At 64.8% G+C, this 26,321-nt stretch carries 25 protein-coding genes; 16 read left to right on the top strand and 9 right to left on the bottom strand.

Annotated elements, in window-relative coordinates:
* Positions 1–331: 331 nt before the first annotated feature.
* The gene (locus C7411_RS29155; RefSeq protein ID WP_110387335.1) at positions 332–1,591 is read right to left on the bottom strand and encodes an SGNH/GDSL hydrolase family protein; all 1,260 of its coding nucleotides are present in this window, start codon (positions 1,589–1,591) and stop codon (positions 332–334) included.
* Positions 1,592–1,869: 278 nt separating this feature from the next.
* Here C7411_RS29155 and paaA point away from each other — a divergent pair, with 278 nt between their 5' ends.
* The 8 genes from paaA to C7411_RS29115 all read left to right on the top strand — a co-directional run bounded on the left by paaA (position 1,870) and on the right by C7411_RS29115 (position 8,194).
* The gene (gene paaA, locus C7411_RS29150; protein ID WP_110387334.1) at positions 1,870–2,868 is read left to right on the top strand and encodes a 1,2-phenylacetyl-CoA epoxidase subunit PaaA; all 999 of its coding nucleotides are present in this window, start codon (positions 1,870–1,872) and stop codon (positions 2,866–2,868) included.
* A 30-nt stretch (positions 2,869–2,898) separates the two neighbouring features.
* On the top strand, positions 2,899–3,183 hold the full coding sequence (paaB, locus tag C7411_RS29145; RefSeq protein ID WP_028203445.1) for a 1,2-phenylacetyl-CoA epoxidase subunit PaaB: 285 nt from the start codon (positions 2,899–2,901) through the stop codon (positions 3,181–3,183).
* A 9-nt stretch (positions 3,184–3,192) separates the two neighbouring features.
* The gene (paaC, locus tag C7411_RS29140; RefSeq protein WP_110387333.1) at positions 3,193–3,999 is read left to right on the top strand and encodes a 1,2-phenylacetyl-CoA epoxidase subunit PaaC; all 807 of its coding nucleotides are present in this window, start codon (positions 3,193–3,195) and stop codon (positions 3,997–3,999) included.
* Positions 4,000–4,028: 29 nt separating this feature from the next.
* Positions 4,029–4,574, top strand: coding sequence for a 1,2-phenylacetyl-CoA epoxidase subunit PaaD (gene paaD / locus C7411_RS29135; RefSeq protein WP_110387332.1), 546 nt, complete (start codon positions 4,029–4,031; stop codon positions 4,572–4,574).
* Between the two features lies 1 nt (position 4,575).
* Positions 4,576–5,664, top strand: coding sequence for a 1,2-phenylacetyl-CoA epoxidase subunit PaaE (paaE, locus tag C7411_RS29130; protein ID WP_110387331.1), 1,089 nt, complete (start codon positions 4,576–4,578; stop codon positions 5,662–5,664).
* 166 nt (positions 5,665–5,830) lie between these two features.
* The gene (locus C7411_RS29125) at positions 5,831–6,655 is read left to right on the top strand and encodes a DUF1835 domain-containing protein (RefSeq protein ID WP_110387330.1); all 825 of its coding nucleotides are present in this window, start codon (positions 5,831–5,833) and stop codon (positions 6,653–6,655) included.
* Positions 6,656–6,661: 6 nt separating this feature from the next.
* Positions 6,662–7,264 (top strand): TetR/AcrR family transcriptional regulator, encoded by a 603-nt coding sequence (locus C7411_RS29120; protein ID WP_110387329.1) that lies wholly within the window; start codon positions 6,662–6,664, stop codon positions 7,262–7,264.
* A gap of 264 nt (positions 7,265–7,528) precedes the next feature.
* Positions 7,529–8,194 (top strand): GNAT family N-acetyltransferase, encoded by a 666-nt coding sequence (locus C7411_RS29115; RefSeq protein ID WP_110387328.1) that lies wholly within the window; start codon positions 7,529–7,531, stop codon positions 8,192–8,194.
* Positions 8,195–8,274: 80 nt separating this feature from the next.
* On the opposite strand, the gene C7411_RS29110 is transcribed toward C7411_RS29115, so the two are convergent.
* Positions 8,275–8,769: an Lrp/AsnC family transcriptional regulator gene (locus tag C7411_RS29110; protein ID WP_028203439.1), complete on the bottom strand. Its 495-nt coding sequence runs from the start codon at positions 8,767–8,769 to the stop codon at positions 8,275–8,277.
* 140 nt (positions 8,770–8,909) lie between these two features.
* Here C7411_RS29110 and hppD point away from each other — a divergent pair, with 140 nt between their 5' ends.
* The gene (hppD, locus tag C7411_RS29105) at positions 8,910–10,007 is read left to right on the top strand and encodes a 4-hydroxyphenylpyruvate dioxygenase (protein ID WP_110387327.1); all 1,098 of its coding nucleotides are present in this window, start codon (positions 8,910–8,912) and stop codon (positions 10,005–10,007) included.
* 146 nt (positions 10,008–10,153) lie between these two features.
* On the opposite strand, the gene C7411_RS29100 is transcribed toward hppD, so the two are convergent.
* A complete protein-coding gene (locus C7411_RS29100; protein WP_110387326.1) occupies positions 10,154–10,342 on the bottom strand; it encodes a hypothetical protein in 189 nt (62 codons plus the stop codon).
* Between the two features lie 406 nt (positions 10,343–10,748).
* On the opposite strand from C7411_RS29100, the gene C7411_RS29095 reads away from it, so the two are divergent.
* On the top strand, positions 10,749–14,363 hold the full coding sequence (locus tag C7411_RS29095) for an indolepyruvate ferredoxin oxidoreductase family protein (RefSeq protein WP_110387325.1): 3,615 nt from the start codon (positions 10,749–10,751) through the stop codon (positions 14,361–14,363).
* 90 nt (positions 14,364–14,453) lie between these two features.
* On the opposite strand, the gene C7411_RS29090 is transcribed toward C7411_RS29095, so the two are convergent.
* Both C7411_RS29090 and C7411_RS29085 read right to left on the bottom strand, forming a co-directional pair.
* Positions 14,454–16,739 carry an NADP-dependent malic enzyme gene (locus C7411_RS29090; protein WP_110387324.1) on the bottom strand — a complete coding sequence of 762 codons (2,286 nt, stop codon included), beginning with the start codon at positions 16,737–16,739 and terminating at the stop codon, positions 14,454–14,456.
* Between the two features lie 210 nt (positions 16,740–16,949).
* Positions 16,950–18,194 carry an MFS transporter gene (locus C7411_RS29085; RefSeq protein ID WP_110387323.1) on the bottom strand — a complete coding sequence of 415 codons (1,245 nt, stop codon included), beginning with the start codon at positions 18,192–18,194 and terminating at the stop codon, positions 16,950–16,952.
* A 410-nt stretch (positions 18,195–18,604) separates the two neighbouring features.
* Between C7411_RS29085 and C7411_RS29080 the strand changes: the two genes are divergently transcribed.
* On the top strand, positions 18,605–19,291 hold the full coding sequence (locus tag C7411_RS29080) for an orotate phosphoribosyltransferase (RefSeq protein ID WP_028221696.1): 687 nt from the start codon (positions 18,605–18,607) through the stop codon (positions 19,289–19,291).
* 93 nt (positions 19,292–19,384) lie between these two features.
* Here C7411_RS29080 and C7411_RS29075 read toward each other — a convergent pair whose 3' ends face one another.
* A complete protein-coding gene (locus tag C7411_RS29075; RefSeq protein WP_110387322.1) occupies positions 19,385–20,092 on the bottom strand; it encodes a response regulator in 708 nt (235 codons plus the stop codon).
* 336 nt (positions 20,093–20,428) lie between these two features.
* Here C7411_RS29075 and C7411_RS29070 point away from each other — a divergent pair, with 336 nt between their 5' ends.
* The 3 genes from C7411_RS29070 (at position 20,429) to argC (ending at position 22,788) form a co-directional block, all read left to right on the top strand.
* Positions 20,429–20,953 (top strand): YbhB/YbcL family Raf kinase inhibitor-like protein, encoded by a 525-nt coding sequence (locus C7411_RS29070; RefSeq protein ID WP_243413388.1) that lies wholly within the window; start codon positions 20,429–20,431, stop codon positions 20,951–20,953.
* 142 nt (positions 20,954–21,095) lie between these two features.
* Positions 21,096–21,677: a flavodoxin family protein gene (locus tag C7411_RS29065; RefSeq protein WP_110387320.1), complete on the top strand. Its 582-nt coding sequence runs from the start codon at positions 21,096–21,098 to the stop codon at positions 21,675–21,677.
* 163 nt (positions 21,678–21,840) lie between these two features.
* A complete protein-coding gene (argC, locus tag C7411_RS29060; protein ID WP_110387319.1) occupies positions 21,841–22,788 on the top strand; it encodes an N-acetyl-gamma-glutamyl-phosphate reductase in 948 nt (315 codons plus the stop codon).
* Between the two features lie 277 nt (positions 22,789–23,065).
* On the opposite strand, the gene C7411_RS29055 is transcribed toward argC, so the two are convergent.
* Entirely contained in the window at positions 23,066–23,431 is a 366-nt protein-coding gene (locus C7411_RS29055) for a response regulator (RefSeq protein ID WP_165822911.1), read from the bottom strand.
* 266 nt (positions 23,432–23,697) lie between these two features.
* Positions 23,698–24,570, bottom strand: coding sequence for an NAD(P)-dependent oxidoreductase (locus C7411_RS29050; RefSeq protein WP_110387317.1), 873 nt, complete (start codon positions 24,568–24,570; stop codon positions 23,698–23,700).
* Positions 24,571–24,710: 140 nt separating this feature from the next.
* On the opposite strand from C7411_RS29050, the gene C7411_RS29045 reads away from it, so the two are divergent.
* Together C7411_RS29045 and C7411_RS29040 are read left to right on the top strand one after the other, a co-directional pair.
* Complete coding sequence (locus tag C7411_RS29045) at positions 24,711–25,538, top strand: Mut7-C RNAse domain-containing protein (RefSeq protein WP_110387316.1); 828 nt, start codon at positions 24,711–24,713, stop codon at positions 25,536–25,538.
* Between the two features lie 131 nt (positions 25,539–25,669).
* Complete coding sequence (locus C7411_RS29040; RefSeq protein ID WP_110387315.1) at positions 25,670–25,954, top strand: hypothetical protein; 285 nt, start codon at positions 25,670–25,672, stop codon at positions 25,952–25,954.
* Positions 25,955–26,027: 73 nt separating this feature from the next.
* Here the strand turns inward: C7411_RS29040 and C7411_RS29035 are convergent, their stop codons facing one another.
* Positions 26,028–26,249 carry a hypothetical protein gene (locus C7411_RS29035; protein WP_028203426.1) on the bottom strand — a complete coding sequence of 74 codons (222 nt, stop codon included), beginning with the start codon at positions 26,247–26,249 and terminating at the stop codon, positions 26,028–26,030.
* Positions 26,250–26,321: the final 72 nt, after the last annotated feature.

Genomic DNA, 26,321 nt, shown 5'->3' with positions numbered 1-26,321 from the left:
AAACCAGGCCGCCACCGCATCAAGCGCCCACACTTATCGGCTGTAAATTTTTAAAGAGCATTCGCGAAACCCGCCGGAGAACTGCGTTACCACCATCACCCGGCGTTTTCTGCGTTGCTGCGTCAGCAGCAGAGAAACGAGATTATGAAGACTCTTTATCGCTTCGTCAACCCCTTTTTTTCGCTCACCGCTTAAAAAGGCTGCTGACTTCGCAAACCGCCGGTTCCCGCGGCGGCCCTCGCTGCCCGGACGTCAGGGACATCGAACGGCGAAGGGGGCGAATCTTAGCGCCCCCGCCTGCGCCGTGCAAGGGGGTGGCGGGAAATATTCCTCACTTCCGGGTAAGAACCTCCAGCGGCACCGCATTCGCCATCGCCGCGTAGCCCGCGTCGCTTGGGTGGATGTGGTCGCCGCTGTCGTAGCCGTAGCGCAGTCGCGCGGGATCCGCCGGGTCCCGCAGCGCCGCGTCGAAATCGACCACGCCGTCAAACGCCTCGCTCGTCCGGATCCACTGGTTCACCGCCGTGCGGATCGCCTCGCGCTCCGGCGGCAGCGAAGCCGGCGTGAGCGTCGCGCCGAAAATGCGTACGCCGCGCCCATGCGCCTGCGCGATCACGCGGCGGTACCCAGCGATCAGGTCGTTCGCGTCGACGTGCGTATGAGGAAAGTCGCAGTCGAGGCCCGATCGCGCCGGCATCGCCTGGAAGTTGATGTCGTTGATGCCGATGAGCAGCACCACGGTCTTCACACCCGGGTGGCCGAGCGCGTCGCGGCCGAAGCGCCGCTCGAGCGCCTCGCCGTAGCAAGGCGAATCGCTCAGCAGCCGGTTGCCGCTAATCCCGAGATCGATCACGGCGAGATCGGTGCGCTGCGACTGTGCAATGCGGCGCGCCAACGCGTCCGGCCAGCGACGGTTCTGATTGAGCGAGGAACGCATGCCATCGGTAATGGAATCGCCGATCGCCGCGACTGTCGAAGCCCCCGGCGCCTCGACCGCCAGCCCCGTCACCCACGCGTACTGCGTAAAACGCCCGGTGAACGCGCCAATCGACGGATCCGCAACGTGATTGCCCGGACGCGAGACGTAATTCACCTGACTCGCCACGCGGTGCCACGCGACCATCTTTTGCCCGGGTCCCATATAGGAACTGATGGCGTAGGGCGCGTGCGCCTTTAGCTCGACCTGCACCGGGTCGCTATCGAGCGCAGCGCCCGGAGGCACCGACACTGCAGCCCGCCCGCCGAAGGTCACCCGCGCCATACCCGCCTCGCTCGCCGCCGCGCCGCCCGCCGACGGCGCAATCGCCATCGCCTCGATCACGAGCGGCGTGCGCCCATAGAGATTGCTCACATGCACCCGCGCAACCGTGCCGCCCAGCGTCGGATACACGATCTGCCGAACGGTACGACCCGCGACCTCGGGCGTGCGGTACAGCGCCGGGAGTGCGTCGCGCTCGGGAATCGACTGCAGCGCCGTCGCCCAGCTCGTGACCCAAGGGGCCGAAGCTTGGTCCGCGTATGCCGCAGACGCGGCGCCAAGTGAAATGAACACTGCGGCCGCAGCCGCGAGAGGAGCAAAAGAAATTTTCATCCGGGAACGAGTGCGCAGGCAAAGGCGCATTGTGCCCCATGGCCCGGTGCGCAGCCTTCCATCCGCCTGACAGTCCAGCGTACCAACCCGCGCAAAAACCCGCGCCCAAGCCATCGCGCGCACAAATCCCAGGCAATCCCGCTTCTGCCCCACTAAAACTCAGCGATAGGCTCAAATTTCTTTGCCCTACCTCAAAAAATTCATTTACCGACCGGTCGGTTGATTTATACTGTTCACCGTACCCAAACCCGATATCCCACTTCGACGAGAGCGTCTCCATGTACACGCAATCCCTCGACATCCCCGGCAACGTGGCTCCGCCCGACGCGGACGCCGCCTCCCCGGAGCAGGCGCAGTTCGACGCCATCATGGCCGCCGACGGCAAGATCGAGCCGCAGGACTGGATGCCCGAAGCCTATCGCAAGACGCTCGTGCGCCAGATTTCGCAGCATGCGCACTCGGAAGTCGTCGGCATGCTGCCGGAAGGCAACTGGATCTCGCGCGCGCCGAGCCTCAAGCGCAAGGCGATCCTGCTCGCCAAGGTGCAGGACGAAGCGGGCCACGGCCTCTATCTCTATAGCGCGGCGGAAACGCTCGGCGTTTCGCGAGAGCAGCTCATCGACGCACTGCACGCCGGTAAGGCCAAGTATTCGAGCATCTTCAATTACCCGACGCCCACGTGGGCCGATGTCGGCGTGATCGGCTGGCTCGTGGACGGCGCGGCGATCATGAACCAGATCCCGCTGTGCCGCTGCACGTACGGCCCGTACGCGCGCGCCATGATCCGCATCTGCAAGGAAGAGTCGTTCCACCAGCGTCAGGGCTTCGACGCCCTGCTCGCCATGATGAGCGGCACCGAAGCGCAGCGCGAACTCGTTCAGCAAGCCGTGAACCGCTGGTGGTGGCCGGTGCTGATGATGTTCGGCCCAAGCGATGCCGATTCGGTCCACAGCAACCAGTCGGCCAAATGGGGCATCAAGCGCATCTCGAACGACGATCTGCGCCAGAAGTTCGTCGATGCCACGGTCGAGCAGGCAAAGGTGCTCGGCGTGACGCTCCCCGATCCCGATCTGAAGTGGAACGAAGCGCGCGGCCACTACGACTACGGCACGATCGACTGGGAAGAATTCTGGCGCGTCGTGAACGGCGACGGCCCGTGCAACCGCGAGCGTCTCGGCACGCGCGTGAAGGCGCACAACGAAGGCGCATGGGTGCGCGAAGCCGCCCTCGCCCATGCCGAAAAGCAACGTCGGCGCGCCGAAAAGCACGCAGCGTAACCAACATTGGAATCAGGAAGGAGATCCACGATGAACAAGGAATGGCCGATCTGGGAAGTGTTCGTGCGCAGCAAGCAGGGCCTCGACCACAAGCACTGCGGCAGCCTGCACGCCTCCGACGCTTCGATGGCGCTGCGCATGGCGCGCGACGTCTACACGCGTCGCCAGGAAGGCGTGAGCATCTGGGTGGTGCCGTCGTCGGCAATCACGGCATCGGATCCGAACGAAAAGGCTGAGCTCTTCGAGCCGGCCGGCGACAAGATCTATCGACACCCGACGTTCTACACGCTGCCCGACGAAGTCAACCACATGTAAGAGCGCAACATGACGACGCCCACAACCGGACATCTCGCGTACGTGCTGCGCCTCGCCGATACGGCGCTGATCCTCGGTCAGCGCAATACGGAATGGTGCGGCCACGGCCCGATCCTCGAAGAAGACATCGCGCTCGCCAACATGAGCCTGGACCTGATCGGTCAGGCGCGCCTGCTCTACACGCATGCCGCCACGCTCGAAAAGGCGCTCACCGGCCGCGAGCGCACCGAGGACGACTACGCCTACTTCCGCGCCGAGCGCGAGTTCGCGAATTACACGCTCGCGGAGCTGCCGCATTTCGGCCCGCTCGCCGGCACGACACATTCGGCCAACGACTACGCCGTGACGATCGTGCGCAACTTCCTCTACGCCACGCTGATGGAGCATCTGTGGACCGCGCTGCTGCGCTCCGCCGACCCGCAGCTGGCCGCAATCGCCGGGCGCTCGATCAAGGAAACGCGCTACCACGTGCACCATGCGCGCGAGTGGCTGATCCGTTTCGGCGACGGCACCGACGAATCGCACCGCCGCGCCCAGGCAGCCGTCGACTGGCTGATGCCGTACACGCGCGAGTTCTTCAGCACCGATGCCGTGGAAACGGCTGTGGCAGAAGCCGGCATCGCGCCGCTCGCCGCACAGCTCGAAGCCGCGTGGCGCACCGACGTGCAAGCCGCGTTCGAAGAAGCCACGCTCGCCATGCCCGCGCAGGTGTCGCACGTCACGACCGGCAAGCACGGCGAGCACTCGGAGCACATGGGGTTCGTGCTGGCCGAGATGCAGAGCCTCGCGCGCCAGCATCCTGACGCGCGCTGGTAAGCCCCCCCGCAGGAACAGAGGAAGTCACGATGCAAGCAACGGCAGATCACGCGCTCGAGCGCGCCTGGGAAGTGCTGGAATCGGTGCCAGATCCGGAGATTCCGGTCGTGTCGATTCGCGAACTGGGCATCCTGCGCGACGTGCGCCGCGCCGACGACGGCCAGATCGAAGTGATCATCACGCCCACCTACTCCGGCTGCCCGGCGATGTCGCAGATCGCGGAGGACGTCGCGCACGCGCTCGACGCCGCCGCGCTCGCGCCCTACCGCATCGCGACGACCCTCACGCCCGCATGGACCACCGACTGGATCACCGGCGAAGCGCGCGAAAAGCTGCGCGCCTATGGCATCGCGCCGCCCGCTGTCGACCACTGCGGCAACTGCGGCCCCGCGCATCGATCGGCCGAACAGCCGATCACCTTCGTCGCAAAACCGAAGCCGTTGCCCGCGCCCGCCTGCCCGCACTGCGGCTCGAAGCACACCGAACGCCTCGCGCAGTTCGGCTCGACCGCGTGCAAGGCGCTCTACCGCTGCATCGACTGCCGCGAACCCTTCGACTACTTCAAACCGTACTGATATGGCCACTCCGCAATTCCATTCGCTGCGCATCCGCGAAGTGCGGCCTGAAACCGCGGACGCGGTCTCCGTCGCTTTCGAGGTCCCGCCCGAGCTGCGCGAGGCGTTTCGCTTCACCCAAGGCCAGTTCGTCACGCTCAAGACGCACATCGACGGCGAAGAAACGCGCCGTTCGTACTCGATCTGCGTGGGCGTGACCGACTACGACCGCGATGGCGAGCTGCGCATCGGCATCAAGCGCGTGCGCGGCGGGCGTTTTTCGAACTTCGCGTTCGAGCAGCTCGCGCCGGGCCACGAGATCGACGTGATGACGCCCGATGGCCGCTTCTTCACGCACCTGAACGCCGAACACGGCAAGCACTACGTGGCGTTCTCGGGCGGCTCGGGCATCACGCCCGTGCTCGCCATCATCAAGACGACGCTCGAAACGGAGCCGCGCAGCGCGTTCACGCTCGTCTACGGCAACCGCAGCGTCGACGCGATCATGTTCGCCGAGGAGCTGGAAGACCTGAAGAACCGCTTCATGAGCCGCTTGCGCCTCTATCACGTGCTCTCGGACGACCTGCAGGACGTCGAACTCTTCAACGGCGTGCTCGATCAAGCCAAGTGCGCGGCGTTCCTCGACACGCTGCTGCCCGCCGACGAGATCGACGAAGCCTTCATCTGCGGCCCCGGCCCGATGATGGACGCCGCCGAAGCCGCGCTCAAGGACGCGGGCGTGCCGCCGCAGAAGGTGCACGTGGAGCGCTTCGGCTCGCCGCTGCCGCAGGCGGGCGTGCCCAACGTCGAGATCACCGAAGACACGCCGGCCGCCGACCTCGAAATCGTCATCGACGGCAAAAAGCGCAGGATGCGCCTGCCGTACGAGGGCGTGAGCCTGCTCGACGTCGGCCTGAAGGCGGGTCTGGCGCTGCCTTACGCGTGCAAGGGCGGCGTGTGCTGCACCTGCCGCGCCAAGGTGCTCGAAGGCGAGGTGAAGATGGACAAGAACTACACGCTCGAGGAGCAGGAGGTGAAGGACGGCTTCGTGCTCACCTGCCAGTGCCATCCGGTGAGCGAGCGTGTAGTCGTGAGTTTCGACGAACGTTAAGGCGTTAGCGCAACAGCACGCTTTCGGCCTGCAGGCGATCCGCTTACACTAGGGGCCGCCCGCGGGTGTTGCAGCGCAGCGCTGCGACACCCCGCGGGCGGCTCCTTTAGTTATTTGCGTGCTTTCGGGCTTACAGGGCGTTCAGCGTGAACGCAACGAGTTGTCGATGACCACGATTCACCTCATTTACGGCGAGCCGGCCGTCACGGCGCTACGTCAGGCTCTCGAAGCGGCGTGCCGTCCGGACCGCGTGATCGCCCTGCGCGATGATCTGACGGTAGGCCCGTTGCGCGACATCGACGTGGCGGGCGATCCGGGCGTGGCGCAACGCGCCGCCTTCTGGGAGCGTCTTGGCGATGCGCCGCCGGCCCTCGCCCACGACGACTGCGCGGCACTGAATGCGCTCGAAGCCGACGACTCCCATGTGGTGATCTGGCACACGCACGACGCCGCCCACCAGCTCGCGCTGCGGCGTGTCTGCTACCGCTTGCGCGACATGCCGCAGCGCCTGAACGAAGTGCGCCTGGCTGCCGACGAAGTTTCGCGCCCGAACGCCGCGGCCCGCATCGAGGCACGCTTGCCCGACGCCGCGCCGATCTCGGTGCTGCGCATCACGCGTCTCGCGCTGGAGTGGCAGGAAGCCAAGTTCGCCAACGGCGAGACGCGCCGCTGGCGCGACAACACTTTCACGAGTGGCACCTGGAACGACCTCGACGCCATGATTCTCGACGTGCTCGACGCCCATGAAGGCCGCCCGGCGGACGCATCGTGGCTCGCCAGCGACGCGCTCGGCGCGGCGCTCACGCGTGGCGGTGCCGGCTTCACGGTTGGCGAGCCGGTCGTGCTGTGGCGCCTGCGCGAACTGTGCGCGGCAGAAGAGCTGCGTCTGCGCGACGATATGTGCGCCGCCTGCGCCCCGCTCGCCGCTGCCGCGCGCGCCGCGCGTGCGCCCTTGCCGCAAACTGCCGCGCATCTTTCCCTCCCCCGCTGAATTCCCATGGCACGCACCCGAGCGCCCGACCACGAAACCCAACGCGACCAGATCCTCGAGCTCGCCGCCGCCAAGTTCGCGCAGACCAGCTACCCGAGCACCTCGATGTCGGACCTCGCTGCCGCCAGCGGCACCTCGAAGGCTCGGCTTTATCACTATTACGAGAGCAAGGAAGCGATCCTCTTCGACCTGCTCGATCGCTACACCAAGCGCCTCATGCTGATCATCGCGGAGGTGGAAGGCGCGAGCCAGCGGCGCGGTCACGACGAGCGCGAAAGCTTCGCGGAGCTGATTCGCGCGTTTCTCGCCGAATACGAAACCTCGCACAGCCGCCACGTGGCGCTCCTGAACGACGTCAAATACCTTGTGGACACGCAGCGCGAGATCATCCTGAACCGCCAGCGCGACGTGGTCGCCGCCTTTACGCGTCAACTCGCGCGCGCGTACCCCGGCCAGGTCACGACCGAAAACCAGACCGCGCTGACGATGATGGTGTTCGGCATGATCAACTGGACGTTCACGTGGCTCAAGCCCGGCGGCCGCATGGGCTATCGCGATTTCGCCGAGCAGGTGATCGCCATGGTCGATCACGGTCTGAAGGGCGCCTGAAGGTAGCCCGGACGGTATCCCGGGCAATGGAAATTTTCGGGCCAGATTGCTGCGCTGCGACATGATGCATCAAGACAACAGTTGACGCGTCAAACGATCCACCTCAAATAAACGTTAATAATCAATCACTTGCGCTTATATTTTTATTAATTAGGCGCAACACTCAAATTTGCACTCCGGGTTTTCCCTAGAGCGCACCCAGGGTTTCCGCTAGAATGCGTTTTGCGCTGCATCATGCGGCATGCATTTTAAGGAGAACCCATCATGAACCCGCTTTCGACCCAAGCCAACGTGCCGATCATGTCGTCCGCTCGTGCGCTGACGTCCGGTCATGCGCCCGTCATGGTGCGAGTGCTCACCTCGGCAGACCGCGAACGCCTGCTCGCGCACTTTCTCTCGCTCGACAGCGATGACCGCCTGCTGCGCTTCGGGCAGGCCGCACCAGACCACGTGATCGAAAAGTACGTGCGCTCGATGGACTTCACGCGCGACACCGTGTTCGGCGTGTTCGACCACCAGCTGCAGCTCGTGGGCGTGGGCCATCTGGCCTACCTGCCGGCGGACGGCAACGGCCGCACGGCCGAGTTCGGCGTGTCCGTGCTGGAAAGCGCGCGCGGCCAGGGCATTGGCTCGAAGCTGTTCGAGCGCGCCGCCATCCGCAGCCGCAACACGCACGTCACCACGCTTTACATGCACTGCCTGTCGCGCAATTCGACGATGATGCACATCGCGAAGAAGTCGGGCATGAAGATCGAGTACGCCTACGGCGAAGCCGACGCCTATCTCTCGCTCGAGCCGGCCGACCAGAGCAGCATCATCGCCGAAATGCTCCAGGAGCAGGCCGCCGTGTTCGACTACGCGCTCAAGCGTCAGGCACGCCAGGCCAGCAAGCTGATGGAAACGATCCTGCCGCAAGCTGTCGCGGCGTGACTCCTGCCCTTCGGGACAGACTAATGCACTGACAAAGCGGCTTCGGCCGCTTTTTTTGCGCCTGCTGCACGCAGGCGCGATCAGCGGATCGGCAAAGCCGTCGTTTCCTTGAACGTGTCGAGCGAAAAGCTGGACTTCACGTCGATCACCGAAGGATGGTGCAGCAACTGGTCCTGCACGAAGCGCGAGAAGTGCGCCATGTCCTCCACCTGCACGCGCAGCAGGAAGTCCATGTCACCCGTCATCGCGTGACAGGCCACCACCTCCGGCCAGGTCTGCACCGCTGCACGAAACAGCTCGGCGTGCGTCACGCCCTCGCGCCCCGCCGCCGTCGGCCCGCGCTTTTCCAGCCGCACATTCACGTAGGCCAGCAGGTCGAGCCCCAGTTTCTGCGCATCGAGCAGCGCCACGTAGCTGCGAATCACGCCGCTTTCCTCCAGCCGCCGGATGCGCCGCAAACACGGGCTCGGCGACAGATTCACGCGCTCGGCAATCTCCTGGTTCGAGAGTCGGCCATTCTCCTGAAGAATCGCCAGAATGCGCCTGTCGATTGCGTCCAATTCGATGCTTGCCATTTTCTGCCTTCCAGACATTCAATCAAGGCAGTTTATAGCGCATATCGACGGCAACGCGACCCAACTCGCAAGTTTTCTCCCAATACGGCGGACTACACTGTGCAACACGAAATCTGATCTATATCAGCCAGGAGACAACCATGCAGGTCCCCAACTGGGAGAACCCCGTCGGCACCGACGGCTTCGAATTCATTGAATACACGGCGCCGGACCCCAAGGCGCTCGGCAAGCTGTTCGAGCGCATGGGCTTCACGGCCATCGCGCGCCATCGCCATAAGGACGTGACGCTCTACCGCCAGGGCGACATCAACTTCATCGTCAACGGCGAACCCGATTCGTTCGCCCAGCGCTTTGCGCGCCTGCACGGTCCGTCGATCTGCGCGATCGCCTTCCGCGTGCAGGACGCCGCCAAGGCCTACAAGCACGCGCTCGAACTCGGCGCGTGGGGCTTCGACAACAAGACGGGCCCGATGGAGTTGAACATTCCGGCCATCAAGGGCATTGGCGACTCGCTGATCTATTTCGTCGACCGCTGGCGCGGCAAGAACGGTGCGGCGCCGGGAAGCATTGGCGACATCGGCATCTACGACGTCGACTTCGAGCCGATCGCGGGCGCCGGGCAGAACCCGGTCGGCCACGGCCTCACCTATATCGACCACCTCACGCACAACGTCCACCGCGGCCGGATGGCCGAATGGGCGGAGTTCTATGAGCGACTCTTCAACTTCCGCGAAATCCGCTATTTCGACATCGAAGGCAAGGTCACCGGCGTGAAGTCGAAGGCGATGACATCGCCGTGCGGCAAGATCCGCATCCCGATCAACGAGGAAGGCGGCGAGACGGCGGGCCAGATCCAGGAATACCTCGACGCCTATCACGGCGAAGGCATCCAGCACATTGCGCTCGGCACGAACGACATCTACCGCACCGTGGACGGCCTGCGCGCGTCGAACATCGCGCTGCTCGACACGATCGACACGTACTACGAGCTCGTGAACCGCCGCATTCCGGGCCACACCGAGCCGCTCGACGAACTGAAGAAGCGCAAGATACTGATCGACGGCATGCCCGAAGACCTGCTGCTGCAGATCTTCACGGAGAACCAGATCGGCCCGATCTTCTTCGAGATCATTCAGCGCAAGGGCAACCAGGGCTTCGGCGAAGGCAACTTCAAGGCGCTGTTCGAGTCGATCGAACTCGACCAGATCCGCCGTGGCGTGGTGCAGGACAAGGCCTGACGCACCCGCGCCGGCAATTTCGGCCAAAGCCAGACAAAAAGGGCGAAGATCGCACGATCTTCGCCCTTTTTGTCTTTTTGAATCCGCCGCCGCACACCCCGGCGCCGGATTCGGGTGAATGGAATGCTGCGCGGATCAGCGCGGCATCAGGCCTTGCGTTCGGCCTTCGCGGCCGGCATGGCGTTCGTATCAGCCTTCACGCTCAGCGTGTACTGAGTGCATCGGGTCGTCGCACTCTCGCCGCTCCTCGTGCTGGCGTTCGAATGCAGCGGCGCGCTCATGGCGAAGAACGCGGCCGAGACCGTCAAGAAGGTCTGGATATGTCGATGATTCATGCTGGGACTCCTTTTTTGGACTGCCTTTCGCAGTAGTACCCCTTTTAATAACTGTTAACAGCCAGGGAAGCTGCGCGGTTCGCACAGATGAGGAAGTTAGACAGGATATTCAAGACCGGTTCCCAGGCAGTGCAAGTTTTACAGGTTGTTACTCCTCAGAGGAATTCGACACATCCTTTATTACACAGCGGTTTCAGGCCGCTTGCGCGACATGGCGCCACGGGCCCGAAACATGCAGCGCAGTGCGGCGCGGCGCTCCGGGCCCCGAAGCGGCGGGTTTATCCGAGTGCTACTATCGAAAAAAAGAAGCCAATATGGCGACCCCGGCCAGAGCATTCACAAGATGCCGAGGCCCTGAAGTTCTGGCGATCCCACAACGGATTGGTTGGATGGAGGAAGACACATAATGAATGCCCCGCTAGACGCAGGTCAGCGCGCAACGCTTACAGCCGCGCTCGCTTCCGTCACGCTCGACGATAAATACACCCTCGAACGCGGCCGTGCGTACATGAGCGGCATCCAGGCGCTGGTCCGCCTGCCGATGCTGCAGCAGGAACGCGACAAGGCCGCCGGTCTCAATACCGCGGGGTTCATCTCAGGCTATCGTGGCTCGCCGCTCGGCGGTCTCGATCAGTCCCTCTGGAAGGCGAAGCAGCATCTCGCCGCGCATCAGATCGTTTTTCAGCCAGGTGTGAATGAAGACCTCGCTGCGACCGCCGTGTGGGGCTCGCAGCAGGTGAACCTGTACCCGTCCGCGAAATACGACGGCGTGTTTTCGATGTGGTACGGCAAGGGCCCCGGCGTCGACCGCAGCGGCGACGTGTTCAAGCACGGCAATTCAGCCGGCTCGTCGCCGCACGGCGGCGTGCTCGTGCTCGCCGGCGACGACCATGCGGCCAAATCGTCCACGCTCGCGCACCAGTCGGAGCACGTCTTCAAGGCCTGCGGCCTGCCCGTGCTGTTCCCCTCGAACGTGCAGGAATACCTCGACTTCGGCCTGCACGGCTGGGCGATGAGCCGTTACTCGGGCCTCTGGGTCGCGATGAAATGCGTGACCGACGTGGTCGAATCGTCGGCTTCGGTCGAACTCGACCCGCATCGCACGAACATCATCCTCCCCGAAGACTTCGCGATGCCCGAAGGCGGGCTGAACATCCGCTGGCCGGATCCGCCGCTCGTACAGGAAGCGCGGCTGCTCGACTACAAGTGGTACGCGGGGCTCGCCTACGTGCGCGCCAACAAGCTCGACCGCATCGAGATCGATTCGCCGCATGCGCGCTTTGGCATCATCACGGGCGGCAAGGCGTATCTGGACGTGCGCCAGGCGCTCACCGACCTCGGCCTCGACGACGAAACCTGCTCGCGCATCGGTATCCGGCTCTACAAGGTCGGCTGCGTGTGGCCGCTCGAAGCGCAGGGCGCGCACGCTTTCGCGCGCGGCCTCGAAGAGATTCTCGTGGTCGAGGAAAAGCGTCAGATTCTCGAATACGCGATCAAGGAAGAGCTGTACAACTGGCCCGACGCACAGCGGCCGCGCGTGTACGGCAAGTTCGACGAGAAGGACGGCGCGGGCGGCGAATGGTCGGTGCCGATGGGCAACTGGCTCCTGCCCGCGCACTACGAGCTATCGCCCGCGATCATCGCCCGGGCGATCTCCACGCGGCTCGACAAGTTCGAATTGCCGTCCGACGTGCGCGCGCGCATCGCCGCACGCATGACGGTGATCGAGGCCAAGGAAAAGGCGCTCGCGAAGCCGCGCGTTCAGGCCGAGCGCAAGCCGTGGTTCTGCTCGGGCTGCCCGCACAATACGTCGACGAACGTGCCCGAGGGCTCGCGCGCGATGGCCGGCATCGGCTGCCACTACATGACGGTGTGGATGGACCGCAACACGAGCACCTTCAGCCAGATGGGCGGCGAAGGCGTGGCGTGGGTCGGCCAGGCGCCGTTCACGAACGACAAGCACGTGTTCGCCAACCTCGGCGACGGCACCTACTTCCACTCGGGCCTGCTCGCCATTCGCGCGGCGATCGCCTCGAAGGCGAACATCACCTACAAGATCCTCTACAACGATGCGGTCGCGATGACGGGCGGCCAGCCTGTCGACGGCACGCTCACCGTGCCGCAGATCACGCATCAGGTCGCCGCCGAAGGTGCGGCGAATATCGCGATCGTCACCGACGAACCCGGCAAGTACGAAGGTGAACCCGCCGCGAAGCTCGCGCCGGGCGTGACGATCCACCACCGCGACCAGCTCGATGCGATCCAGCGCGAACTGCGCGAGATTCCCGGCACGACGATCCTGATCTACGACCAGACCTGCGCCACCGAAAAGCGGCGCCGCCGCAAGCGCGGCACGTATCCGGACCCGGCGAAGCGCGTGGTCATCAACGAGGCGGTGTGCGAAGGCTGCGGCGATTGCTCGGTGCAGTCGAATTGCCTGAGCGTCGAGCCGCTCGATACGGAATACGGCACGAAGCGCCAGATCAACCAGTCCACCTGCAACAAGGACTTCTCGTGCCTGAAGGGCTTCTGCCCGAGCTTCGTGACGGTGGAAGGCGGCCAGTTGCGCAAGCCAAAGACGAGCAGCGTGGCCAACGATGCGATGCCAACCGTCCCGACGCCCGACGTCCCCGCCATCGACCGCCCCTACGGCGTGCTCGTGACGGGCGTGGGCGGCACCGGCGTGGTGACGATCGGCGCGCTGCTCGGCATGGCCGCACACCTCGAAGCCAAGGGCGTGACCGTGCTCGACGTGACCGGCCTCGCGCAAAAGGGCGGCGCGGTGATGAGCCACGTGCAGATCGCCAACCGGCCCGCCGACATTCACGCGACGCGCATCGCCATGGGCGAGGCGAACCTCGTGATCGGCTGCGACGCCATCGTGACGGCCGGCGACGACTGCGTCTCGCGCATGCAGGAAGGCATGACGCACGTGGTGCTCAACAGCGCGCCCACGCCGACCGCCGAGTTCATCAAGAATCCGCAGTGGCAGTTCCCGGGCTCCAACACCGAGGCTGACGTGCGCGCCGCGGCGGGCACGGACAAGGTCGCGACCGTCGATGCGAACCGTTATGCGCTCGCGCTGCTCGGCGACGCGATCTACACGAACCCGTTCGTGCTCGGCTTCGCGTGGCAAAAGGGCTGGCTGCCGCTCACGCACGAGTCGCTCGTACGCGCGATCGAGTTGAACGCGGTGCAGGTCGAGAAGAATCTCGCGGCGTTCGAATGGGGCCGCCGCGTGGCGCACGATCGCGCCGCCGTGGATCAGCTCGTGAAGAAGCCGATGCCCGAGCAGAACGCCGCGAGCCTGGAAACCGACTCTGGCGCGAAGATCGTCTCGCTGCACACGCCCAGGGCGCTCGACACGCTCATCGAAAAGCGTGCGCAATATCTCGCCGCGTATCAGAACGAGGCTTACGCGCGGCGCTATCGCGCGTTCGTCGAAAGTGTGCGCCAGGCCGAAGCGAAGCTCGACCACCTGGACGGCCAGTCTCCGCTCACCGAAGCGGTGGCGAAGAACCTGCACAAGCTGATGGCGTACAAGGACGAATACGAGGTCGCGCGCCTCTACGCGGATCCGGCGTTCATCGAGAAGATCAAGGCGAGCTTCGAAGGCGACTGGAAGGTGAACTTCCATCTCGCCCCGCCCTCGTTCGCGAAGCACGACGACAAAGGCCAGCTCGTGAAGAAGCAGTATGGCCCGCGCATGCTCACGGCCATGCGCGTGCTCGCGAAGTTCAGGTTCCTGCGCGGCACGGCGCTCGACCCGTTCGGCCGCACCGAGGAACGCCGTCACGAGCGCGCATTGATCGGCGAGTACGAGACGCTGATGCGCGAGGTGATCGGCGGATTGAGCGAGGCGAATCTGCCGCTCGCGGTGGAACTCGCGAATCTGCCCGACGCGATTCGCGGTTACGGCCACATCAAGGAGAACAACCTCAAGGCCACGCGCGCGAAGTGGGCCACGTTGCTCGCGAAATGGCGCTCGCCGGAAAACGGCGCGGCGCGGCACGCGGCTTGACGCTTGCTTGATTTGAGGCCGTAAAAAGCAAAGGGCGCTCCGTGCAATCCGGAGCGCCCTTTTCACATCAGGCGATTCAAGCCGATGCGATTACTTCGCCGCAGCCTTCGCGACCGTGGCGTTAGCCGAAGCCACCGCCGTCATGTTGATGATGCGTCGCACGGTGGCCGCCGGCGTGAGGATGTGCACCGGCTTCGAAGCGCCCAGCAGGAACGGGCCCACCGTCACGCCTTCGCCGCCGATCACCTTCAGCAGGTTGTAGGCGATGTTGGCCGCTTCCACGTTCGGCATGATCAGCAGGTTCGCTTCGCCCGTGAGCGTCGTGCCCGGGAACGACTGCTTGCGGATCAGCTCGGAGAGCGCGGCGTCGCCGTGCATTTCGCCGTCCACTTCGAGCTGCGGTTCGCGCGCGGCGATCAGCTCGCGCGCGGCCTGCATGCGCTGCGATGTCGACGAACGCACGCTGCCGAAGTTCGACGAAGAAAGCAGCGCGACCTTCGGCGTGATGCCGAACTTCTCGATTTCGCGCGCGGCGAGGATCGTCATGTCGGCGAGCTGTTCGGCGCTCGGCACTTCGTTCACATAGGTATCGCTGATGAAGATGTTGCGGCCCGGCAGCATCAGCAGGTTCATCGCCGCGTAGTTCTGGGCTTCCTTCGCCTTGCCGAACACCTGATCGACGAACTTGAGGTGATAGTCGAAGCTGTTCAGCAGGCCGCAGATCATGCCGTCGGCGTCGCCCAGATGCACGAGGATCGCGCCGATCAGCGTGTTGAACTTGCGCACCGAAGCCTTCGCCACGTCAGGCGTGATGCCCTGGCGCGCGCCGAGTTCGTGATACGCCTGCCAGCTCTTCTGGAAGCGCGGGTCGTCTTCGGGATCGACGATCTCGAAGTCGGTGCCCGGACGCAGCTTCGAGCCCATCTTCTTCAGGCGCATTTCCACGACCGACGGACGGCCCACGATGATCGGCCTGGCGATCTTCTCGTTGAGCACGAATTGCGCGGCGCGCAGCACGCGCTCGTCCTCGCCCTCGGCGAACACGATGCGCGCGCAGTTGGCCTTCGCCGCCGCGAACACCGGGCGCATCACCATGCCCGAGCGGTAGACCGTCGCGCCGAGCTGCTCGCGGTAGGCTTCCATGTCCTGGATCGGGCGCGTGGCCACGCCCGAATCCATCGCGGCCTGCGCCACGGCCGGCGCGATCTTGATGATGAGGCGCGGATCGAACGGCTTCGGAATCAGGTATTCCGGGCCGAATTCGAGCGTGTGGCCTTCGTAGGCCTTCGCCACTTCGTCGCCCTGGTCGGTCTCCTCGGCGAGTTCCGCGATCGCGCGCACGCACGCGAGCTTCATCTCTTCCGTGATGGTCGTCGCGCCCACGTCCAGCGCGCCGCGGAAGATGAACGGGAAGCACAGCACGTTGTTGACCTGGTTCGGATAGTCCGAACGGCCCGTGGCGATGATCGCGTCCGGGCGCACCTTCTTCGCTTCTTCCGGGCGGATTTCCGGCTCCGGGTTCGCGAGTGCGAGGATCAGCGGCTTGTCGCCCATTTCCTTCACCATCTCGGGCTTGAGCACGCCCGCGCTCGAGCAGCCGAGGAACACGTCGGCGGCCTTGATCGCGTCGCCGAGCGTGCGCGCCTGGGTATTGGCGGCGTAACGCGCCTTCGACGGATCGAGATTGCCGCGGCCTTCGTAGATCACGCCCTTCGAGTCGGTGACGAGGATGTTCTCTTTCTTCAGACCGAGCTTCACGAGCAGGTCCAGACACGCGATGGCCGCCGCGCCCGCGCCCGAGCACACGAGCTTCACGCTGCCGAGATCCTTGCCCACGACCTTCAGGCCGTTGAGGATCGCCGCCGACGCGATGATGGCCGTGCCGTGCTGGTCGTCGTGAAAGACCGGAATCTTCATGCGCTCGCGCAGCTTCTGCTCGATGTAGAAGCACTCGGGCGCCTTGATGTCCTCGAGGTTGATGCCGCCGAGCGTCGGCTCGAGCATCGCGATGGCGTCGACGAGCTTGTCCGGGTCCAGTTCGTCGAGTTCGATGTCGAACACGTCGATGCCGGCGAACTTCTTGAAGAGGCAGCCCTTGCCTTCCATGACCGGCTTGGCCGCGAGCGGGCCGATGTGGCCAAGGCCGAGCACGGCCGTGCCGTTCGTCACGACGCCGACGAGGTTGGCGCGCGAGGTGTACTTCTGTGCGTCGAGCGGCTCTTCGTGAATCGCCATGCACGCGGCCGCAACGCCGGGCGAATAAGCGAGCGAAAGGTCGAGCTGGTTCGAGAGCGGTTTGGTCGGTGTGACCGAGATCTTGCCGGGCCTCGGATTCTGGTGATACGCGAGCGCGCTTTGCTTCAGTTGTTCATCCATTTTCAGGCCTGCCTGGACATGAGAGACGTGAGAAAGAGAATCTTTTATGGTCGTAGGCCCGCCGGTTCGCACGGCACGAGCGTTCCAGCAGGGCCGATTAGTGTACACCTGGCGCCATTCGCATCCACGTGGGTCAAAGACTGATATCGGGAATTCGCACGGCCGATAATGCGGATGCGGCAGCGCTTTCGTCTGACCGATGCACGCTGCTCATTCGAGCGCCGCGCCGCGGCGTTCGGGAATCAGCAAGAGGGTTGCGAGAATGTCGAGCACGTAGATGGCGGCGAGCATGCCGAGCGCCGCCGTGAAGGAATAGCGCGCGGCCAGCGCGCCCACGGCGAGCGGTCCGAAGCCGCCCACGGCGCGGCCGATGTTGAACAGCACGTTCTGCGCGGTCGCGCGTGCCGCGGTGGGATACAACTCGGAGATGAGCGCGCCGTAACCGCCGATCATGCCGTTGACGAACACGCCCATTGCCGCGCCGCCGATCAACAGCGCGAACGGCGTCGAAAGCTGCGCGTAGACGAACACCATCACTACGGCACCCGCCTGATAGAACAGGAACGCTGGGCGGCGCCCGAACCGGTCGGCCGCAACGCCGAAAAGCCAGATGCCGAGCGCCATGCCGGCAACCGTCGCGGCGGTCCAGAGCCCCGACTTCGTGAGCGAATAGCCGAAGGACTTCGAAAGGTACGCGGGCAACCAGATCATGAGCCCGTAGTAGCCGAAGTTCTGCACCGAGCAGAGCACGGCCACCCCGAGGCTCGCGCGCGCGGTGCGCGCATCGGCCACGAGCATGCGCAGGGCGCGGGGACGCTCGGCCCTGGCGGCGGCAGCCATGCGCCGCGCATGCGCGAGGAAAATCCCGGGCTCCTCCACGCGCCGCCGCACCGCGAACGAAACGACCGCCGGCAGCAGCCCGATGGCGAACATGCCGCGCCAGCCGATCAGCGGGAGCAGCAGCGGCGTGAACAGCGCCGCGGCCAGCACGCCCAGTTGCCAGCCGAGCCCGACGTACGACGACGCCCGCGCGCGCAGCGCCGCGGGCCACGCCTCGGCCACGAGCGCCATGCCAATGCCGAACTCGCCGCCCAGCCCGATGCCCGCGATGGTACGGTAGACAAGCAAGTCGCCGTAGCCGCGCGCCAGCGCGCACATGCCGGTGAAGACGGCGAACAGCAGAATGGTCCAGGTGAGCACGCGCACGCGGCCGTAGCGGTCGCTCAACAGCCCGAACCCGATACCGCCCGCTACTGCGCCGACGAGCGTCCATGTGACGAGCGCGCCCGCCTGCGCGCCGGACAGATGCAAATCGGCGCTGATCGCGGGCAGCATGAAGCCGAGCATCAGCAGATCGAAGCCGTCCATGGCGTAGCCGAGCACCGAGGCGACGAGCGCACGCAGGGCATGGCCGCGCGTGGCGGCGGCGGCGGGATTGGTAGGAACGGCGGTCATGTGGGCAATCCTGAGAAACGTGCGCGCACGGGAAGCGCAAACCGGCGTGAGTGTAAAGGCGTGGCCGGACCGTCACAACCGCAACGCAACCCGTGCGCAGCGCAGCGGCGCCGGCGTTCGCGCCCCACATCGCTGACGGTCGGCGCCATCGGTTGCCCGCGGGTTGCCCGTGCAACTCGTCGGCGGTCGTCAAGTCGGGTAAAATACCGGCCTACGCGCGCAAGAGAAGCCGTCCGGACCGGGCGAGTCGCCTTGACCCCATGCAGTGACGCAGTCGAAAAACGGGTCAGACGATCCACGCCTTCGGGCCGCGCACCGCAGGCGCCGAAGCCATGCTTCGCGCCCGCCGTGCCAGCGCCACCGGGCCATGCGCCCACCCTCCTCCCGCACTCATATCCAAGGATTCGCCCATGACAGGCTACGATCGCCAGACGATCTCGGACGCAACCGCGAAAATGCTGCTCGAAGTGAAGGCCGTGCACTTCAATGCCGAAAAGCCCTTCATCTTCACTTCCGGCTGGGCGAGCCCGGTCTATATCGACTGCCGCAAGCTGATCTCGTATCCGCGCGTGCGCCGCGGCCTGATGGAAATGGCCGAAGCCACGATCCTGCGCGACGTCGGCTACGAGCAGATCGACGCCGTCGCCGGCGGCGAAACCGCGGGCATCCCGTTCGCGGCCTGGCTCTCCGACCGCCTGATGGTGCCCATGCAGTACGTGCGCAAGAAGCCGAAGGGTTTCGGCCGCAACGCGCAGATCGAGGGCCTGCTCACCGAAGGCCAGCGCGTGCTGCTGGTCGAAGACCTGACCACCGACAGCCGCAGCAAGATCAACTTCATCAACGCGCTGCGCACGGCCGGCGCGCAGGTGAACCACTGCTTCGTGCTGTTCCACTACAACATCTTCAAGGAAAGCGTCTCGGTCCTGAAGGACATCGACGTCGACCTGCATGCGCTCGCCACATGGTGGGACGTGCTGCGTGTCGCCAAGGAGTCGGGCTACTTCGAAACGAAGACGCTCGACGAAGTCGAGAAATTCCTGCACGCTCCGGCCGAGTGGTCGGCTGCGCACGGCGGCGCAACAGCGGCACCGCAGTAAGCGCACGCGCCGCGCAAGCGCGGGCATATAGCAAAAGGCCATCTGCCTCCCCGGGCAGATGGCCTTTTTTCTGGTCGGCGCAAAGCGGCGGGCTCAATGCGCCGTTTGTGCCTCATTGTCCTCGTCAGGCACATTGGGCGCGTGCGAAGAAAGATTCAGCAAGCCATTGCTCTGCGCGTACTGGAAAAGTCCGGAGTCTCGATCGAGTCCGAGCTTGCGCATCGCCGTGTTCTTTTGAGTACTAATCGTCTTGATACTCCGGTTCAACTTCTCGGATATTTCTTTAATCGTCATGCCCGAAACAAAGAGTCGTACGACTTCGAGTTCCCGCTTTGAGAGAATCACTTCATCGGTTTTCCCGCCGCTGTTGATGCGCAATTGATCGAGCGCAATCTTCACCTGTGGGCTCATATATTCGAGATTGCGGCTCACACGCTGAACCGCGAGGCCGATGTGGCTCAGGTCGTCGGATTTGTGCACTACCGCGAACACGCCGAGTTCGCCCAGGCGTTTGAGGAGCGCGGGATTTTCGAGCATCGTGAGGACAACGATGGGAACGTTCGGGAAGTTGCGCCGCAGGTAGCCGATGAGCGGCAGACCATCGCCGTACTGGCCGCCCGGCATGGCAAGGTCGGTCACCAGCACGTCGCAGGGGCCCGTTTGCAACGCCTTGACGAGCTCGGTGGACTGGCGGGCGCGGCCAACGACCTGGATCCCGGGAAAGCTGAGCAGTGCATGTTCCGCACCAAACAAGATCACCGGATGATCGTCGGCAACTACGACCCTGATTGGCTGCTGCATTCGCCCTCCCTGTAGGCAAACCTGCTTCTCTCTGCGGCGCGAGGCCATCCGCTATTTCGCTTCTTGTTTCTGGCGCCCGACGGCTTCGCGTGCCCGAACAGGAGAATGTATGACTATAGCGGAATCTTTCCGCTCATTCTGTACGTGTGCAGGCGAAAGCTCGCTCGCTTATACCGCTATATTGAAGCAGATTGGGACCAGGGAACCAGTCAAACCTTTCCTTCAGGACCACGTGACCCGACTTTCGCAAACATACAGGAGAACTCGCTGATGCGTACTCCATACGACTTTGAGCCAGGTTGCATACGCCGTGTGAGCGTACTGGCGTGGCTCGCCATGGCCAGCATGGTGACGACCGCCAACCTGGCCTGCGCAGGTGAAAATTTCACGGTATCGAGCGCCGACTTGAGCGACGGCGGAAAAGTCGGACCACGCCAGATCTTCAACGATGCAGGCTGCAAGGGGCCTAACCAATCGCCAAGCTTGACGTGGCGCAACGTTCCTGCAAATACGCGCAGTTTCGCCATTACGATCTTCGATCGCGACGCGCCGGGGCGCGGCTGGTGGCACTGGGCCGTCGCGAATATTCCCGCGAGCGTGAAGAGCCTGCCGGAGAACGCCAGCGCTTCGGGCGCGCTGCGCAAGCTCGGCGCGATCGAGGCGCGCAATGATTTCAACATCGACGGCTATGGGGGACCGTGTCCGCCGCCGGGCAATCCGCATCGCTACGTCATCACCGTCTACGCGCTGAACGTCGATACGCTCCCACTCGCGCAAGGCCGCCCCGCCGCGCTGTTCGATCGCGAGATCAGCGGCTCGGCGCTCGGAAGTGCGCAAATCACCGTGACATACGGCCGCTGACCCGGGCGCGGTTGCGCACGGCTCGCTGCCGATGCGCCACGCGACGGATGCTGCAACACGGAAAAGTTTAAGATGATGCGTCCCGTTGCTGCGACGCGCGGGTAGCGACGCAGCGCCTCGCCCCCCTTGAATGGAGTTGTCCATGTCCCGGATCGTCATTGCGTATCACAGCGGCTACGGCCATACGAAGAAGCTTGCGGAGAGCATCCTGGCGGGGATTGAGGGCGCGGGCGCCGACGCAAGGATGATCGCCGTGAACGAGATCGACGATGCGGGTTGGGCGGCTCTCGACGCCGCCGACGCCATCGTATTCGGCGCGCCCACTTACATGGGCGGACCGTCCGCCGACTTCAAGAAGTTCGCGGACGCGAGTTCGAAGGCGTGGTTCACGCAAAAGTGGAAGGACAAGATCGCCGCCGGCTTCACCAACTCGGCGACCATGAATGGCGACAAGTTTTCGACCATCCAGTATTTCGTCACGCTGTCGATGCAGCATGGCATGGTCTGGACCGGCACCGGCATGCTGCCCGCAAACACGAAAGCCGCCACGCGCAACGACGTGAACTTCGTGGGCGGCTTCACCGGGCTGCTCGCGCAGTCGCCGGCCGACGCCACGCCCGAAGAGGCGCCGCCCGCGGGCGACCTCGAAACGGCGCGCGCCTTCGGCGTGCGCGTTGCGGCCGTCACCGACCGGTGGCTGGCCGGCCGCGCGGCGAACGCCTGAGCCTCTGTCTTATGGGCTTGCCCCGGGGGTGAGCCCCTGGGGCAAGCCCCGATTTTTTTCCAGGCGCGTTCACACGTGTGCCGGCATGACGTCTTAAAATACCGTTCCAGCGCCGCCCTGGGTGATGGCGCCCCGCAATCCCCCCGCGTTCAGAGAGACTGAGATGAGCACGAAAGTTTTTGTCGACGGACAGGAAGGCACAACCGGCCTGAAGATTTTTGAATACCTGTCGCCGCGCACCGACGTCGAGATCCTGCGTATCGACGACGCGAAGCGCAAGGACGTCGAGGAACGCCGCCGTCTCATCAACGCTTCGGACGTAACCTTCCTGTGCCTGCCCGATGTCGCCTCGCGCGAGTCGGCCTCGCTCGTCGAAAACGATCGCACCGTCCTCATCGACGCGAGCACGGCGTTTCGCACCCAGGCCGACTGGGCCTACGGCCTGCCCGAGCTGACCCAAGCCCAGCGCGACAAGGTGCGCAAGTCGAAGCGCATCGCAGTGCCGGGCTGTCACGCTTCGGCGTTCATTCTCGCCATGCGTCCGCTCGTCGAGGCGGGCCTCGTCGCACCGGATTTCGCCGCGCACAGCTACTCGCTCACCGGCTATAGCGGCGGCGGCAAGAAGATGATTGCGGAGTACGAAGCGGGCGGCAACGCGAAGCTCGCGAGCCCGCGCCCATACGCACTCGGCCTCACGCACAAGCATTTGCCGGAAATGGCGGTGCACGGCGGCCTGAAGTCGGCACCCGTGTTCACGCCCATCGTCGGGCCGTTCTACAAGGGCCTCGCGGTGACGACCTATTTTTCGCCGAAGCAGCTCACACGCGGCGCAAAACCGCAGGACGTGCAGGCGCTCTTCGCCGAGTACTACGCGGGCGAGCCATTCGTGCGCGTGGCGCCGTTCAACGCCGATGACAACCTCGACGCCGGCATGTTCGACGTTCAGGCGAACAACGACACGAACCGTGTCGACCTGTTCGTGTTCGGCAACGACGAGCAGTTCGTCACCGTTGCGCGCCTCGACAACCTCGGCAAGGGCGCATCGGGCGCGGCGATCCAGTGCATGAACCTCGCGATTGGCGCGGCTGAAAACACCGGCCTGCATGCCTGAAGCGTGCGCAGTTGCCGCGCAAACAAAAAACCGGCTCGCTGAGCCGGTTTTTTTTCGCCCTTTTTTCGCCCTTTTTTCGCCCTTTTTCCGCCCGTTTGTGCCTGCCTTGCGCCGCTGCAAAACCTCCAGACGAAAAAAAGCCCGCCAATGGTTGGCGGGCTGAATCCATATCAGAGGAGACATGGAGGAGACAAGAGGCAGTATATCGACTAGCGTGATGCAATGCAACATGTAAAGTAGTGCGCACCCTGAATGTTGCGTCACAACAACATATCGATCATTGCCCTGTCATCGACAGGATGAACATCAGCTGATCGAGTCCCACCGGCCGCACGAGATGCACGTCGAAGCCAGCCGCCAGCGCCTCGTCGCGGTGGCGCGATTCGCCCCAGCCGGCGAGCGCGATCAGGAGCGGCACGCGCTCGCCGCCGACCGCTCGCAATTGCCGCACGATCGTTCCGGGCTCGTCCTGCGCGAGCGAAAGCGCCACGATCGCCACGTCGGGCGCGCCGCGCGCGGCGAGATCGAGCGCCTCGTCGAGCGTGCGGGCCACCGATACGCCGTAGCCCAGATCGGTCAGCAAGGTGCTGAGCCCGTCCAGCGACTTTTCGTCGTTATCGGCGATCAGGATGCGCGTCTCCATCCGCCGTTCTCCTACCCTGAGATTGGCCTTGCAACCAGATTTCCCGTTGGACCCGTTGCGTGCCCTGCCGTCGTCATCGGTTCCCCGTCCCCACATCGCGGGCGGCGCCGCAAAACCGGCCGCCGTCCGTCGAGATGCGCCACATTGTGCTCAACCGCCAGCCGGGTCTTTGTGCGTCACCGAGCGGTCGTCTGAAGATTTTGATCGCCAAACGCCCGCGAACGTTCGCCGCGCCTCATTGTGCCCCTTCATTTCACGCAGATTCGTCAGCCGCGGCCCGCGCGCCGCGCGGCCACCTTGCCGAGCACGGCGAAATCGCGCTCGCCGTCGCCGTGCGCCACGGCTTCGAGCAGACTGTCGCGCAGCACGCTCGCGAGCGGCATCGGCGTCGCGGCGGCGTCGGCCGCGGCCAGCGCGAGCCGCACGTCCTTCAGGCCGAGGCGCGCCTTGAAGAGCGCGGGCTCGTAGCGCCGCTGCGCAATCATGCCGCCGTAGCCCGCATACACCGGGCCCGGGAACGGTCCGCCCGTCACGACGTCGAGGAAGTCGCGCATCGCGACGCCGTAGCCGTCGAGCAGCGCCGCCGCCTCGCCGAGCGACTCGACGGCCGCAGCCAGCATGAAGTTTGCGGCGAGTTTCATCACGTTTGCCTGCTGCGGCACGGCGCCCACGCGCCACGTTTTTTGGCCGATCACGTCGAACAGCGGTTGCACGCGATCGATCGCCTCGGTCGCCCCCGCCGCCATGATCGTGAGTTTGGCCGCCTGCGCGGCGTCCGGGCGCCCGAGCACCGGCGCCGCCACGTAGTGCAGGCCGTGCCCGGCATGGGCATGCGCAAGCGCCTCGGCCAGTGCGACGGAAATGGTCGCCATGTTCACGTGCACGAGGCCTTGTGGCGCATGGTCGAGCAGCGTCGCGTCGATGACCTCGCGCAGCGCGGCGTCGTCGGCGAGCATCGAGACCACGGCGTCGCCGGCGAAGGCCTCGCCCGGCGTGCCGACGATGCGCGCGCCAGCATCGGCAAGCGCCTGCGCCTTCGCGGCCGTGCGGTTCCACACGCGCACCGTGTGGCCCGCCTTCAGCAGATTGCCGACCATCGCACTGCCCATTTCACCAAGACCGATAAATCCGATGTCCATTGCCTGCTCCTTCCATGAAAAACGAGGGGAAACCCGGAGGAAAGGTGCAGTACAGCACAAGACGGGCCGGGCTGCAGGCAGACTCTCACGCCGTGCGAACGCACGCGCGCGCGCTGGCAGGCGGTGCGATACTGCTTTGCATGGTCACCGCCACCTTCCGCTTTTACGAGGAGCTGAACGACTTTCTTGCGCGGCCGCTGCGCCGGCGTGCGTTCAGTTGCGCCTGCGCGCGCAACGCCACGGCGAAACACATGATCGAAGCGCTCGGTGTGCCGCACACGGAAGTCGAGCTGATCCTCGTGAATGGCGAATCGGTCGGCTTCGACCATCCGCTCGCGGATGGCGACCGCGTGGCCGTCTACCCGAAGTTCGAGGCGCTCGACATCCGGCCGCTGCTGCGCGTGCGCGACGCGCCGCTGCGTGAGCTGCGCTTCGTCGCCGACGCGCATCTGGGCGGCCTCGCACAACTGCTGCGGCTGGCCGGTTTCGATACGCTCTACGACAACCACTTCCCCGACGACGAGATCGAGGCACTCGCCGCCGCCGAGCACCGCATCGTGCTCACGCGCGACCGCGAGCTGCTCAAGCGGCGCAGCATTACGCACGGCTGCTACGTGCGCGCGCTCAAGCCGCGCGCCCAGGTTCACGAGATTTTCGGGCGGCTCGATCTCGCGTCGAGCGCGCGGCCGTTCCGGCTCTGCCTCATGTGCAATGCGCCGCTGCGGCCGATCGAGCGCGCCGCGGTGCGCGAGCGTGTGCCCGCCGGCGTCTACGACCGGCAGACGCGCTTCGTGACCTGCGACGTCTGTCGGCGGGTGTTCTGGGAAGGCTCGCACTGGCAGCGCATGCGCACGCTGATCGACGGCCTCACCCGCCCGACGGACGAAGCGCATGCGGCACATGACCGACACCAGCGGCACGAGCGCCACAACGGTCATGAGGGGCCGGACCGCGGAGGCGGCGCGTAGTGGAATGTACGGATGCTCGACGCGTCTGAATGACGTACGAGAGGCTGACGTACGAGAGGCACGTCGCCGTGATGGACGCACGCAGGCGTTTGCGTACAATGCGCGCCATCGCCCAACACGGAGCACGACATATGGCCATGAAGAAAACCGACCTTGAAAAGAACAAGGCGCTGAAACTGATGCAAGCGACGCACAAGAGCGGGCCCGACCGTTTCGGCAAGGGTTCGGCGCAACCGGCGCTGGACCGCCGCGAACAGCGCAAGCTGGACCAGGCACAAGGACTCGTGCCCTTCGCGTGCAAGCTCAACGCCGATCTCGTCGAGAAGCTGAAGGCCCGCGCCGAGGGCCACCCGGGCGGCATGAATGGCCTGCTTGCGGAATTGCTGGAGGCTGGGCTCGCACGCGACGCGTCCTGAGCACACAGCCGCAGCGAGCGCGCAAAAAAAAGCCAGAGCAGACGCTCTGGCTTTTTTATGGCTGAAGGGCGCTTTAGTTTGCCTGGCCCTTGTCTGCCGTACCAGCGGCCGATGCGCCTTCCGACACAGCGGCGCGCTTGCCGTGGTGCTTCAGTTGCTTGTGTTGCTTCTTGGCCTTTGCCGGCGCGCTGGCTGCCGGTGCGGTTGCAGCGGGAGCCGAAGCGTCTTGTGCGAATGCCGAAGCCGTGACCAGTGCGAACGATGCTGCGATGAGCGAGGCGAGAATCTTTTTCATCTGTTGTTCCCCAAAACCTGACAAATAATGACCGGCACGTTGTGAATTTGAACAGCGTGAAACCGCGAAACG

Origin of the sequence: Paraburkholderia silvatlantica, assembly GCF_003096715.1 — a bacterium.
In the GTDB taxonomy this organism is placed as follows: Bacteria; Pseudomonadota; Gammaproteobacteria; order Burkholderiales; family Burkholderiaceae; genus Paraburkholderia; species Paraburkholderia silvatlantica.
This window is presented reverse-complemented; position numbering and strand designations above follow the sequence as displayed.